At 75.0% G+C, this 13,463-nt stretch carries 9 protein-coding genes; 4 read left to right on the plus strand and 5 right to left on the minus strand.

Going from position 1 to position 13,463, the window contains the following annotated elements; all coding sequences use genetic code 11:
- Positions 1–113: 113 nt before the first annotated feature.
- Positions 114–1,244, plus strand: coding sequence for a GNAT family N-acetyltransferase (locus AC3CHW_RS10700; RefSeq protein ID WP_488470272.1), 1,131 nt, complete (start codon positions 114–116; stop codon positions 1,242–1,244).
- A gap of 29 nt (positions 1,245–1,273) precedes the next feature.
- Entirely contained in the window at positions 1,274–2,104 is an 831-nt protein-coding gene (locus tag AC3CHW_RS10705) for a transglutaminase family protein (RefSeq protein WP_488470273.1), read from the plus strand.
- A 149-nt stretch (positions 2,105–2,253) separates the two neighbouring features.
- On the opposite strand, the gene AC3CHW_RS10710 is transcribed toward AC3CHW_RS10705, so the two are convergent.
- The 4 genes from AC3CHW_RS10710 to AC3CHW_RS10725 form a co-directional block, all read right to left on the minus strand.
- On the minus strand, positions 2,254–5,202 hold the full coding sequence (locus AC3CHW_RS10710; protein ID WP_488470274.1) for a peptidoglycan binding domain-containing protein: 2,949 nt from the start codon (positions 5,200–5,202) through the stop codon (positions 2,254–2,256).
- A 198-nt stretch (positions 5,203–5,400) separates the two neighbouring features.
- Complete coding sequence (locus AC3CHW_RS10715; protein WP_176166385.1) at positions 5,401–5,769, minus strand: DUF6113 family protein; 369 nt, start codon at positions 5,767–5,769, stop codon at positions 5,401–5,403.
- 299 nt (positions 5,770–6,068) lie between these two features.
- On the minus strand, positions 6,069–7,028 hold the full coding sequence (gene mshB, locus AC3CHW_RS10720) for an N-acetyl-1-D-myo-inositol-2-amino-2-deoxy-alpha-D-glucopyranoside deacetylase (RefSeq protein ID WP_488470275.1): 960 nt from the start codon (positions 7,026–7,028) through the stop codon (positions 6,069–6,071).
- Between the two features lie 294 nt (positions 7,029–7,322).
- Positions 7,323–7,517 (minus strand): hypothetical protein, encoded by a 195-nt coding sequence (locus AC3CHW_RS10725; RefSeq protein ID WP_176163905.1) that lies wholly within the window; start codon positions 7,515–7,517, stop codon positions 7,323–7,325.
- Between the two features lie 643 nt (positions 7,518–8,160).
- On the opposite strand from AC3CHW_RS10725, the gene AC3CHW_RS10730 reads away from it, so the two are divergent.
- On the plus strand, positions 8,161–10,419 hold the full coding sequence (locus tag AC3CHW_RS10730) for a prolyl oligopeptidase family serine peptidase (protein ID WP_488470276.1): 2,259 nt from the start codon (positions 8,161–8,163) through the stop codon (positions 10,417–10,419).
- A 71-nt stretch (positions 10,420–10,490) separates the two neighbouring features.
- Here the strand turns inward: AC3CHW_RS10730 and AC3CHW_RS10735 are convergent, their stop codons facing one another.
- Positions 10,491–11,768, minus strand: a complete 1,278-nt coding sequence (locus tag AC3CHW_RS10735; protein WP_488470277.1) for a hypothetical protein — start codon at positions 11,766–11,768, stop codon at positions 10,491–10,493.
- Between the two features lie 473 nt (positions 11,769–12,241).
- Between AC3CHW_RS10735 and AC3CHW_RS10740 the strand changes: the two genes are divergently transcribed.
- The gene (locus AC3CHW_RS10740) at positions 12,242–13,303 is read left to right on the plus strand and encodes an ABC transporter permease (protein WP_488470278.1); all 1,062 of its coding nucleotides are present in this window, start codon (positions 12,242–12,244) and stop codon (positions 13,301–13,303) included.
- Positions 13,304–13,463 lie beyond the last annotated feature (160 nt).

Consider the following 13,463-nt stretch of genomic DNA (forward strand, 5'->3'; position numbering starts at 1 on the left):
ACCGGTGTTTGTGTGGCCCCGCCGCGTGGCGCGCGGGAGCGCGGCGTCGTCGATGCCCACACCTAGTATCTCCGTTCCGGGGCAGGAGACGAACATGAGGGGCGGACAGAGCTGTGGAGTTCACCACGGGCGGACGACTTGAAGTCCGAATTTCCCCCGCTGACGTGGGAAAACGCGTGTCGGTGCGGCGCCTGAACGATCCGGGGGGTGGGCCTCAGAAGTTCACTGACACGGTAGGGGTCCTTGCATCCTGGACTGGGGGTGTGGTGCGGATCACGCGCAAGACCGGCGAGGTTGTCCGCATCGCGGAAAACACGCTCGTGGCGGGCAAGGTCATCCCGTCCCTGCCCGGCGCCCGCCCCGGTGCACCGCCCGCCCGCCGGCGCGGCCCGGCCGCCGACGCCTTGGAGATCGACCGGATCGCCGCCCGCTCCTGGCCCCCGGCCGAGCGGGCCCGGCTGGCGCCCGCCGGCGCCGACCCCGACGCGGGGCTGGCCTCGGGCTCGGGCTGGGAGCTGCGCGCGGCCGGTGGCTTCACCCGGCGCGCCAACTCCGTGTTCCCGCTGAGCGACCCCGGGCTGCCGCTCGACGAGGCGTTGCGCCGGGTGCGGGCATGGTACGCCGAGCGCGGACTCCCCGCGTACATCCACGTCAGCGAGGGCGCCACGGCCGAGCAGGACGCGCTGGTGACCGAGCTGGCCCGGCGCGGCTGGACGAACGAGGGCACGGCCGAGGTGTGGACCTCGGCCCTGGCACCGCTGGCCGACCGGGACCCGGCGCCGTTCCCGGGCGGCGACACGCCGGGCCACCAGGTCGAGAGCGGGTCGAGCGCGCCGGAGTTGCGGGGCGAGCTGTCGCGCACGCTCAGCGACGCCTGGCTGGCCCGCTACCAGCGGTTCGGGACGCCCGCGCCGGAGAGCCTCGCGGTGCTCTCGGGCGGCCCCTCGGTGTGGTTCGCCACCGTCTGGGCCGGTCAGGAGGCCGCGGCGATCGGGCGGTGCGTGGTGGACGGGCGCTGGGCCGGGTTCGCCGCGGTCGAGGTGGCGCCGGCGTACCGGCGCCGGGGCCTGGCCACCGCCGTGATGGCCGCCCTGTCCCGCACGGCGCTGGCCGAGGGCGCCTCGGCGGCCTACCTCCAGGTCGAGACGGACAACGCGCGCGCCCACGCGCTCTACGACGGGCTCGGCTTCCGCCCACACCACCCCTACCACTACTTCCGCGCCCCACGGGACGACGCCCGCTGAGCGGGTACGCGGCAGGGTACGAGGCACGTATGTACGACACCACGGACCGACGGCGACGATTCGCCGAAGCGGCGCGCGAGGAGCGTCCCGACCTCGCGCTGCTGTGCCTCCTGGTGGGCACGGAGGCCGACGCGGAGCTGGGCGAGGCGGGCGTGGACGCGGCCCAGATCGAGCTGGACCGGCTGGCCGGGCTGCTGCCCTTCGCGCCGGGCGGCCCGCAGGCGTGGGCCAGCGCCACCGCCGCCCTGCTGGGCGAGGAGTGCGGCTTCCACGGCACCCCGGCCGACTACCGGCGCCTGGACTCCTCGCTCCTGCACGAGGTGCTGCGCCGCCGCCGGGGGCTGCCCATCCTGCTGTCCGTGGTCTGGCTTGAGGTGGCCAGGCGGGCGGGTGCGCCGGTGTACGGGGTCGCCCTGCCGGGCCACTTCGTGGTCGGGTTCGGCGACCCGGCCGGGGCGCACGCGCTGGTGGACCCGTTCGACGGCGGCCGACCGCTGACGGACGAGGACGCGGGGCTGCTGGTGGCGGGCGCCACGGGTGCGCCGCTGTCGCCCGCGCTGCTCGCCCCGGCCGAGCCGCTGGAGATCGTCCTGCGGGTGCTGAACAACATCCGCGCCTGGGCCGCCGCCCGCCCCGAGCGCACCGACGTCCAGCTCTGGGCGGTCGAGCTGTCCCTGCTGCTGCCGAGCCATCCGGCGCGACTGCGTTACGAACGGGGCCAGCTCCTGGTCCAGCGCGGCGACTTCCGGGGCGGGGCCGCGGAGATGGAGCGGTACGCGGACGTCGTCGCGGCCATGGAGCCCAGCTCCGCCGAGACGGTACGCCGCCAGGCCCGCGCGGCCCGGGCCCTGCTCAACTAGCGGCCCCGCCCCGCCCCGGCCGGCGGCCCGACGCGGCCCGCCCAGCGGCCCCAGCGGCTCGGTCAGCGACGCCGCGCACACGTCGACGGGGCCCCGGGCAACCGGCCCGGGGCCCCGTCGACTGGGCCGGCGCGTCAGGAGACGGCGCGTCAGCCCAGGGTCGTGTTCGGGATGGCCACCGTGCGCTCGGTCACCGTCTTGCCGGTGAGCGCCCGACCCATGGCGCCCGCCACGTCCGTCGGGCTGACCGGGGTCTTGGAACCGTCACCCCGCTCGACCAGCACGCCGTCGAAGGTGCTGCCGTAGAGCTGCTTTATGGCGTCCAGGTCGTAGTGCTCGACCAGCTTGCCGTCGACCACCCGCATGGACAGGATCTGCGGCAGCGAGCGGTCCGGGCCGAACTGGATCTCCTGGCCGCCCGCCTGAACGGTGATCAGGCCCGACATCGCGGGCTCGGCGAACGTCTTCATCTTGCGGTCGACCTCGGCGTTGGAGACCTTGGGCTGCCTGGTCGTGCTCGGCAGCGCCACCGCCCGGTTCTCGCCGGACTCGGCCCGCTCCCGGTACGCCTGGGCCACCGCGTCCACCGACTTGTCGGCGTCGAGGCCCTTGCCGGCCTTGCCGTAGACCGGCACCGCCCGGCCGGGCTCGAAGGTGATGGTGCCCTCGCGCGCCGAACCCGAGCCCTCGCCCGCGAGCCGCCCGAGGGCGTCCCGCAGCTTCTCCTCGTCGACCTTGACCTTGGCCTCCGCCTCCCGGGTGCCGCCGAAGAGCGAACCGATGACGGTGACCGGGTTGTAGTCGCGGCCGGCGGTGTCCCGCACGGTGGCCTCGGTGTCGATCGACAGGCCCGCGACGGACGGCTTGAGCTCCAGTTGCTCGCCGTCAACGGAGACCTTCATCGGCGCGGTGGTGCGGTTGCCGAGCTGGGTGTCCAGCTTCTCGACCGCCTCCTCCTTCGAGGTCCCGCCGATGTCGATGCCGAGCACGGTGGTCCCGTTGGGCACGTCCGCGTGGCCGAGCACCAGCCCCGCCCCGTACGCCACGCACACCACGCCGACGATGCCCACGCCCGCCATGACCAGCTTGGACCGGCCCTTCTTCTTGGGCTTGCTCCCGCCGCCGCTGGGGGCGGGAGCCGGGGCGGGCGGCTTCGGGGGCTCCTGGCTCGCGGGCGGCTCGCTCGCGCCGCCGGGCGCCGTCGCGGGCACGCCGCTGACCACCGTGTTCCCGGAGACCGGCGGGCCGCTCGGGCGCTTGCCCGCGGCGAGCGCGTCCAGCGCCGCCTTGGCCTCGCGCTCGCTCTCGGTCAGCTCGGGCTCGCCGGGCAGCCGGTTCGCGGCCTGCCCGCCGCGCGTGGTCGCGCCCAGGCCGCCGGACGCGCCGGCGCCCGGGCCGGGGGGCGCGCCGGCGCCCGTGGTGGGCGCGGCCGGTGCCTTCTTCGCCTTCGTGCGGGGCTGCTGCGGCGTGAGGCGGGTCGTGTCGCCGGCCGCGCCACCCGCCGCGGGCCGCTCGACGTCGTGCTGGCTCGGCCCGCCGGAACCGCCCGGGCCGTCGAACGGTCCGCCGGGCGTGTCGAAGCCGGGCCCGGCAGGTCCGCCGGGGCCGCTCCCCAGCGTGCCGGGCGCGTCGAAGGGGCCGCCACCGGCCGGGGGCGGGCCGGGCGGTCCGCCTGGCGTGCCGAAGCCGTCGTAGCGGCCGGACTCGTCGTAGCGGCCGGGCCCGTCGAAGGGGCCGAGGGCGTCGCCGCCCGGGGCGCCGGGCGGCGCGTCGAAGGACGCTCCCGGCGCGTCGGGGCCGGGTGCCACACCCGTGGACGGGCCGGGCCCGGACGCGAAGTCGGGCGGCGAGACGGGCATGTCGCCGGTGGTGGGCCCACCGGTCACGCCGGCGGGGCCGGCCTGGTCAGCGGCGTCCTGGCCGCCGAGCCAGGGGCTGGCGAAGCCGTCCGCCGGCGTGTCGGTGCGCACCGGCCAGTCGTCGTACGGGAGGTCGCTGCGGTCGCGAGGCCGCAGGGGGCCCGCGTCAGCGCCGTCGACGCCACCGGGCTCGGGCTCGGAGCCGGGGAAGGTGCCCAGCGGGTCGGTGAGCGGATCGGGCAGCGGGTCGGTGAGGGGGTCCGGCAGCGGGTCGGTGAGCGGGTCGCCCTGCCCGCCGCCGGGACCGCCGGGGCCCGCGCCGTGCTGGCCGTCGGCGTAGTCCGGGTAGTACGGCTGCCCGCCGCCCGGGCCGGGCCCGCCCGCGCCGAACGGGTCGGACCCCGCGAAGTCGGCGTGCCCGCCGGGGGCGGCCTGGTCCGGGTAGCCGCCCTGGCCGGCGGGGTCCTTCGGGCCGGTGTGCCCCGCGTACCCGTCGTCGTACGCGCCGTCGCCCGGCAGGCCGTCCGCGCCGAAGGCGGGGAAGGGCTGCGTGGTCTCCTGGGTGGTCTCCGGCGTCGGGGCGCTCGGCGCGGCCGGCGCCGGGGGCGAGGCCCCGGCCTGCGAGTTCTTGGGCTTCCTGGGGGCGAACCAGTCGCTGGTCCGCTCGCTCGTCCTGCGCTCGCCCTCACCCGGGGCCGGGTCGCCCGGGCCGGCGAGGGAGCCGGAGCCGGAGGCGGTGCCGCCGGTCGGGCCCACGGGCGACGCGGGGGAGCCGGGAGACGCCGGGGAGGGAGCCGAACCGGAGCCGGGAGCGGAACCGCCGGGGCGACCGGCGCCGCGCGCCTGGCCGCCGGGGCGCGCGCCGCCCGATCCGCCGGCCTTCGCGCCGCCCGGGCGCTGCCCACCGCGATCGGACTCGCGCGCCGCGCCGGAAGCGGAGCCGCTGCCGGAGCCCGCCGAGTCGTCGTCGCCGACCGGCTTCCGCACCACGACCGGGGGGATCGGCCGCGAACCCGGGATGTTGATCCGGATGCGGGTGGTCAGCGTCGTCTCGGTCTTCGGCTCCTCGGGCGCGCGCGGCGGCCGGGGGCCGTCCGCGTCGGCGTTGTCGTACGGGGCCTCCTGGGTCGGGTGCGGCGACGGATACTGGCGCGATCCGTACGGCGGGGTACCCGAGGGGTACGCGGCGTCGCCGCGCCCCTGGGGCCCGGAGGACGAACTGTCAGATTCACGGCTCAAAGCAGGTTCTCCCAGTTAGCTCCGCCGCCCCCCATCTCGCGCTGGGGTTCCCCATGCCGTAGGCCAGGGGAGGCTCGGCGGCGCGCACCACCATACTGGGCACGGCCGACCGACACCTGTCGGCCGCCGTTTCCCCACTCCAGCGGGTTCGCGGCGGCGCGCCCAGCGTCATCTGTACGTCACACCCAAAAGGTGACGTCATTTCCCAAGTCGGGTCGCCGAGGCCGGCGGTTGCGGAACCTTCGGCACCGTGGCACACATCACACCCGCGAACATCCCACCCAGCAGGAAGAGATACGAGCCGACGCCCGACCCGAACACGAAGTCACCCTCGGGCCGGGTCGCGGTCAGGAACAGCACCACCATCAGCCAACCACCGGCGGGCGACCACGCGCCGGCGCGTGCCCGGGTGGCGTACAGACCGCCGTAGCAAAGCGCCGCGAGACCGAGCAGGGCCAGCAGCAACCCGCCCGGGAACCACGCCGATTGGACCAGCGCGCCGGCGATGCCGACGACCGCGCCGACGACGACCAGCAGGGCGTACGCCGCGATCCGCAGCGGGCGCAGCGGCTTGGCCAGCCAGGCGCCGCCACCGCTCGCCCCGCCCCCGACGCCCGCCCCCGCGCCGGAGCCCGCGCCCGCCCGGACAGCGCTGCGCGCGGGCGTACGACCGGCGCCACCGCCCGCACCGGTCCCGTTCGCCGACCCCTTGGCCGCGCCCTGAGACGTTCCCCTGGCCGGGCTGCCGCCCTTGGCTGTTCCCTTGGCCGCGCCCTTGGCCGTCCCCTTGGTTGGGTTGGTCGAGCCCTTGGCCGCGCCCTTCGCCACGCTCGCGCCCTTGCCCGCGCTCGCTCCCGCGCCCGCGCTCATGTGGCCACCCCCGCGAACAGGTCGTCCTCGCGGCCCGGCCACGCGGTGTCGCCGTCCGCGACGGCGCGGCCCGGGCCGCGTCGTCCCTGGACGAGGCGGTAGAACTCCGTGGTCAGCAGCGGCTGGCCGAGGTCGTTCGAGAGGGCGAAGAAGTCGCCGCGCACGGTGATCTGCGTGGCGTGGGCCCGCATCGCCGCCGCCTTGGCCGCCGCGTGGGCCGATCCGTCGATCACCGTCGTCACCTCGTCGTCCTCGACCACGCCCGGCAGGTCGGCCAGCGCGGCGGTGCCGGCGAACGGGGCGCCGCCCGGCGTGTCGGCCAGCTTGTGCGCGCGCAGCAGGCCCAGTTCGGCCACCGAGCGGGGGACGCAGTTCCAGTAGATCTTGCCGATCTCGTGCGGATCGCCCAGGTCGCGGCGGTACCCGCGCTCCGCGGCCAGCTCCGCGGCGCGCATCGCCACCCGGTGCGCCTTGATGTGGTCGGGGTGGCCGTAGCCGCCGTGCGGGTCGTAGGTGACGAGCACCTGCGGCCTGACCTCGCGGACGACCTCGACCAGGTGGGCTGCCGCCTCGTCCGTGTCGGCCTGCCAGAACGCTCCGGGGAGCCGGTTGTGCGGCATGCCCATCATTCCCGAGTCGCGGTACCGGCCGGCGCCGCCGAGCAGTCGGTGGTCGCTGACCCCGAGCGCGGCCATCGCCGCGGTCAGCTCGCCCGCCCGGTGGGCGCCGAGCGCGCTGGCGGGTCTGGGGTCCCGCGCGTCGACGGAGGCCGGGTCGGCGGCGAGGTGGGCCAGGTCGGCGGGGATGACCTCGCCCTCCTCGCCGAGGGTGCAGGTCACCAGCGTCACGTGCGCGCCAGCGGACGCGTACGCGGCCATCGTGGCGCCGTTGTTGATCGACTCGTCGTCCGGGTGCGCGTGCACCAGGAGCAGACGACGAGCGGGAAGGACGGTCATGGGAACAGCCTACGAGTCCGCCTCCCGGCACGGGCCCCCGGCGGCCCCCGGGGACGCGCCCCGATGTCCGCCCCCGGCCCGCGCCCGAGCGCGCGACGGCGCGCGGCTGCGCCGAGCCCGCTCCGAGCGGCACCCGGACCGCGATGCCGCGCGGGACGCGATGCCGCGCGGGACGGTGGGACCCGAGCGACCGGTGCTCCGCCGGAGCGGGGTGGCTCCGCCGGAGCGGTGGCCCGGTCAGGGCGCGTACGAGGGCGGTCGGCCCTGACGGTGAGAATCCGCTGGAACCCGCGGCTAGAACCTGATGTCGCCGATGACGTCGGCGACGCTGGTGCCGAGTTCGTCGATCGTGGGCGCCATGGACGAGCCGGCGAGATAGAAGCCCAGCATCACGCAGACCACGGCGTGTCCCGCTTTGAGGCCGTTCTTCTTGACCAGCAGGACCGTGATGACGCCGAGCAGCAGCACCGCCGAAACTGACAGCACCACGGCGGCTCACCTCCAGATTCATCCGTCGACGACTACTGGCCGCCGTTCCCTAGTGTTTCCCGACAAGGACCTCGCGGCCGAACCTCCGCCGCGCCCCGCGTTACCCCGCGCGCGACCCGGCGAACGCCCGCCCCTCCTACGCTCCGTGCGCTGCACCGCACCAGGAGCTACCCCGCTCCCCACCCGTTCATCCACGCCACCACCGCTCCACGCTCCCCACGGCCAACACCACCGCCGCGGGCCACCCGGCACCACGGGTCCCCACAACACCGGGGCCCGCGGACCAACTTGAGTCCTACCCACCATGCGGTCGGGATCATAACTTTCCACCGACCCGCACATCACGGTGTGTGGGGGCATGACAGGGGCGCATGCTTGTTCGCATGTGCCACCTCACCGGTGCCGTCCAGCCATCGGACGGGAACGGCCCCGCACCGAGCCGCCCGCCACCCCGTCCACGCGCCCCATCGCACCACCTCGGCGCGCCGCGGCCCGGCCGACCCGCCCGCACCCCTACACGGTGGGGTGAGACCCCGGCGTACTCCGGCGCGCGACGGCCGCTCCCCGTCGCCCACCCGGCATTCGGACGCGACCCCGGGCAGCGGGCCGCCCCGGCGCGGGGGTGGCCCGTAGGCTCGGCCCCATGACCGGACACCTCTCGTTTCCTCGACAGCACGCGCGGACGCAGCGCTTCACCCTCGGGGCGCCGCGCGCGTTCAGCGTGTCGCCGGACGGCGCACGCGTCGTCTTCCTGCGCTCGCGGCACGGCACCGACCGGGCGAACCTGCTCTGGGTGCTGGACGTGGCGCAGGGACGGGAGTACCCGGCCGCCGATCCGGCCGCGCTGCTCGGCGGCGCCGGCGAGGAGTTGTCGGCCGAGGAGCGGGCGCGGCGCGAGCGCAGCCGCGAGGGCGCGGCCGGCGTCGTCGGCTACGCGACCGACGGGGCCGTCGAGTTGGCGGCCTTCGCCCTGTCGGGCCGACTCTTCGTCGCCGAGTTGCGCGCGGGCACCACGCGGGAGTTGTCGCCGGCCGCCGGGCACGGGCCGGTGGTGGACCCGCGTCCGTCCCCCGACGGGCGGCACGTGGCCTACGCGGCGGGCGGCGCGCTGTACGTGATCGGCAGCGACGGCGAGGCCGACCGGGCGCTGGCCGAGCCGGAGGGCCGGGACGTCACGTACGGCCTCGCGGAGTTCATCGCGGCCGAGGAGATGGACCGCTCGCGCGGCTTCTGGTGGTCGCCGAACAGCGACGCGCTGCTGGTCGCGCGGGTGGACGAGTCGCCCGTGCGGCGCTGGTGGATCGCCGACCCGGCCAACCCGGACCGGGAGCCGACCGAGGTGGCCTACCCGGCGGCCGGCACTCCCAACGCCGTCGTGACGCTCGCCCTGATCGGCCTGGACGGCACGCGCACCGAGGTGACCTGGGACCACGGGCGGTTCCCGTACCTGGCCCGGGTGCACTGGTCGGCCGACGGCCCGCCGCTGCTCCTGGTGCAGGCGCGCGACCAGCGCACCCAGCGCTACCTGACGGTCGACACCGCCACCGGCGAGACGCGCACCGTGCACGCGGACGAGGACGACGCGTGGCTCGACCTCTTCCCCGGGGTGCCCGCCTGGACCCCGGACGGGCAGTTGGTACGGATCGCCGACGAGGCCGGCGCGCGCGTGCTGATGGTCGGTGACCAGCGGCTCACCTCGGACTCCCTGCACGTCAGGGCGGTGCTCGGGATCGGCGAACGGGACGTGCTGTTCTCCGCCGCGCCCGGCGAGGGCGCCGGCCTGCCGCGGGTGCCCGGCGAGATCGGCGTCTACCGGGCCTGGTTCCGCGCCGGCGGCGACGGGCCCGGCGGCGCCGGCCCGCTGCCCAACGTGCCCGGCGGCTGCGAGCCGATCGCGCTCTCCCCCGACCCCGCCGTGACCTCCGCGGTGCGCGGCGGCGACGTGCTGGTGCTGCCCTCGCTGGGGCTGGCCGAACCGGGCGTGCGGGTCGCGGTCGTACGGGCCGACGACGAGCGGGCGCCGGCCGACTGGGAGCGCCTGACCGAGATCGCCAGCCACGCGGAACGCCCGGTGCTGACCGCCGCCCCGCGCCTGGTCTTCGCCGGCGAGCGGAACATCCCCTGCGCCGTGCTGCTGCCCACCGGGTACGCGACCGGGGACGGCCCGCTGCCGGTCCTGATGGACCCGTACGGCGGGCCGCACGGGCAGCGGGTGCTCGCGGCGCACAACGCGTACCTGACCTCGCAGTGGTTCGCCGACCAGGGCTTCGCGGTGATCGTGGCGGACGGCCGGGGCACCCCGGGCCGCTCCCCCGGCTGGGAGAAGGCGATCCGGCACGAGGTGGCGGCGGTGACGTTGCAGGACCAGGTGGACGCGCTGCACGGGCTCGCCGACCGGTTCCCGCTCGACCTCGGGCGGGTCGCCATCCGTGGCTGGTCGTACGGCGGACTGCTCGCCGGCCTGGCCGGGCTGCGCCGCCCGGACGTCTTCCACGCGGCGATCGTCGGCGCTCCGGTCACCGACCAGCGGCTGTACGACACGCACTACACGGAGCGCTACCTGGGCCACCCGGACGAGCAGCCCGCGGTGTACGCGCGCAACTCGCTGGTCACCGACGAGGGCCTGGTCGAGGCGGCGGAGCCGGCCCGCCCGATGATGATCATCCACGGCCTCGCGGACGACAACGTGGTGGTGGCCCACACGCTGCGACTGTCCTCCGCCCTGCTCGCGGCCGGCCGCCCGCACGAGGTGGTGCCGCTGTCCGGGGTCACCCACATGACGCCGCAGGAACAGGTGGCGGAGAACCTGCTGCTGCTCCAGGTGGACTTCCTGCGCCGCTCGCTGGGGCTGCCCGGCGGCGAAGCCGACGCGGCGGACGGCGCGGCGGGCGGCGCGGCCTAGCCGCCTGGCGCGCCGCCCGAGCCACCGCGCGGGCGGCGCGCGCCCGCCGCGCGATCAGTCGGGCCGCCCGCCTACCAGGAGCCGGGCGGATTCGCGGGCGGTGGACCCGCCGGGGGCGGAGGCAGGGGCGGCGGGCTCGCCGGAGGCGGGGGCGGGGCGCCGTAACCGCCCTGGTAGCCCCCTTGTTGGTCACCCTGGTAACCGCCCTGGTAGCCACCCTGATAGCCGCCGCCCTGCTGGCCGCCCGGATAGCCGTCCTGGTAGCCGCCGCCCTGGTAGCCGCCGGCCGGCGGGTAGTTGCGGGGTGTGGGGCCCGGGCCGTAGCCGTCGGGGGTGGCGTAGCCGTCGCCGCCGTAGCCCGGTGTGGGCTGGGGGCCCCAGCCGGGCGGCGGGCCCGTGACGTGCTCGGGTCCTCGCGGAGCGAGCGCGAGGATGGCCACCAGGCCGGCGACGATCTGTACGAAGGACGACCACACGAACAGCTTGCCGCTGGTGGGCAGGTCGTCCATGTGGTCGAAGAGTTCGAGCTTGAGGATGGCCGACACGTCGCTGGCCGAGTAGGCGACCACCAGGAGGGCGGCGACCATGCCGAGCGGCCGGACGTACGGGGTCTGGCGCAGCGCGAGGGCGCCGGCCACGACCGCGAGGAGCGCGACGAACCAGGCGACCCAGGCGCCGGGTTGGCCGAGGAGCGTCAGCAGGTAGCGCTCCCCGGTGAGTTGCCGCTTGTAGACCTCCCAGCCCCGCTCCTGGGCGAAGTAGAACTGCCAGGAGATCAGCACCAGGCCGATGCCGCCCAGAAAGGCGAAGGCCGCCCCCGCCCCGCCGGGCGTGGGCTCGGTGAGCCGCGCGGGCGGGGCCGCACCGTACCGCTGCTGGTCGTTCGCCGGGGGTCGCTGCCGGGCCGCGGAGCGCGCTGCGGCGACCGCCATCAGCACCGCCGCGCTGAGCAACACCGCAGACCAGCAGGTGAGTTGAGCGCGGGTGGCCATGCCGCTGGACATGCCGTCCATCCAGTCGGCGTGCAGGTTCCACAGGCTGGGCAACCGCAGCGCGATGGTGGTCACCGCGACGGCGACCAGGGCACTGCCGGCGACCGCGGAGCGCATGACGATCAGGCCGGTCGCGACGTAGAGCACGAGCAGGACCAGGTCGTAGTAGGAGGAGACGACCAGGCCGCTGTCGTACGGATCACCCGCCAGGCCCACCCAGGACCACCACACCGAGGACGGTGTGTCGACGTCGTTCAGGTCCCGGATGATCCAGGCCAGCGAGATGGCCGCGAACGCGGCGCAGTACAGCGCGCCGAAGATCCGTACCTCACGCCCGATGGTCTGTTGCTCGCTCACGTTGGCCGCCCCCCTGACTGCCCCGCTCGGGCAGCGACACCGCCCGGCACGACAGGTCTACCCAGCGTGCGCGCGGTCAAGTGCGCCGGCGGCGACGAGGTCAGAAAAATCGTCGCCGGCCCCGGGATCTCCCGCTTTCCGTGGCCGTACGCTCCTGGCGGTGATGCGCTCCCATTTCGCCGTGATCGCGTGCGATGGCGCGTACTGGCGGCGAAACGGCCCGATAATCAACGGGTTTAAAGAGATTTTAGGGGCGTCTGTCGCCTTTCCGCGCGGCCTGTCAAGCACGCGCCCACCTCAATCTGCACAACCTTCGCTCAAGAAGGTCGCACCCGCGCGGTATCCGTTCCACGCCCCCTTGACCGAGCTGGGAATTCATTGCGACAGTCCCGCTCATCCGGCGGCGCGTGGTGGCGTCCGCGGGGAGTCCACGAGCACGGCACACCCAGTGAGAAGTGCGGGGGCGCTACGCGATGACGAGTCCATTCCAGGCCGCTGCCGCAGGGGCCGAACCCGCCGCAGGCGGCGTGCCGCCGGGCCCGGGACGGGTGACGAAAGCGAGCGGTCCGAGCGAGCCGCTGGTGGCCGCGGAGTTGGTCGGCCGCTCGCCCCGGCAGTTGATGTGGCGCCGCTTCCGGCGCGACCGGGCGGGCGTGGTCGCCGCCCTGGTGGTGTTGTTCTTCTTCGCCGTCGCGCTGTTGGCGCCGGTGATCTCGTGGCTGTACGGAAAGGACGCGTACACCACCTACGGCCTGGACCGGCCGGAACTCCTCGACCCGGTCAGCGGCTATCCGATGAAACCCAACGGTGGGATCGATGGCGAGTTCTGGTTCGGAATTGAACCGAAACTCGGCCGCGACGTGCTGATGCAGCTCGTCTACGGCATTCGCACCTCGTTGCTCATCGGTCTCGCCGCCACCGTGCTCTCCACGATCACCGGCATCGTCATCGGAGTGGCCGCCGGATATCTCGGCGGGCGCACCGACTACTTCCTGGGCCGGCTCATCGATCTGCTGCTCTCCTTTCCGCAGCAGTTGTTCTTCGTGGCCTTCATGCCGGTGGTCACCGCGCTTTTCGTGAGCCCCGAGAAGGAAACTCCCACCTATTTACGGGTGACGGCGCTGGTCCTGGTGTTGTGGTTGCTCGGCTGGATGCAGTTGGCCCGGCTGCTGCGCGGGCAGGTGCTCTCGCTGCGGGAGCGGGAGTTCATCGAGGCGGCCCGGGTCACCGGGGCGTCCCCGTGGCGGATCATCCGCAGGGAGTTGTTGCCCAATCTGGGCACGCCGATCCTGGTGCAGTCCACGCTGATGCTCCCCATGTTCGTGACCGCCGAGGCCGGCCTCTCCTTCCTCGGCGTCGGGGTCGTGGAGCCGACCCCGGACTGGGGCCGGATGTTCGCCAAGGGGGCCGAGTTCTACGAGGGCGACATCACCTACATGTTCTTCCCCGGCGTCGCGATGGTGGTCTTCGTCGTGGCCTTCAACCTGCTCGGGGACTCCGTCCGGGACGCCATGGACCCGAAGACCACCCGATGAGCCGGCCGCCGGAGCGACGCCGAGGAAGCCGCGGACCGGCCCGCTCGGCCCCGTAGCCCGGCGGTGCCAGCCAGCGCCCGACGGTGACCGGCGGTACCAGGCAACACCAGGCAGACAGTGCGCAGCAGTGTTCGTCCGACGAGGCAGGTGGATGCACAGC

It is taken from the genome of Streptomyces sp. MGP-BFMKR1, assembly GCF_057766585.1.

What these genes read in the sequence shown, in the direction of transcription:
- AC3CHW_RS10705 (WP_488470273.1), top strand. Translation starts at nt 1,274, where the DNA reads ATGTACGACACCACGGACCGACGGCGACGATTCGCCGAAGCGGCGCGC.
- mshB (WP_488470275.1), bottom strand. Translation starts at nt 7,028, where the DNA reads ATGACCGTCCTTCCCGCTCGTCGTCTGCTCCTGGTGCACGCGCACCCG.
- AC3CHW_RS10730 (WP_488470276.1), top strand. Translation starts at nt 8,161, where the DNA reads ATGACCGGACACCTCTCGTTTCCTCGACAGCACGCGCGGACGCAGCGC.
- AC3CHW_RS10740 (WP_488470278.1), top strand. Translation starts at nt 12,242, where the DNA reads ATGACGAGTCCATTCCAGGCCGCTGCCGCAGGGGCCGAACCCGCCGCA.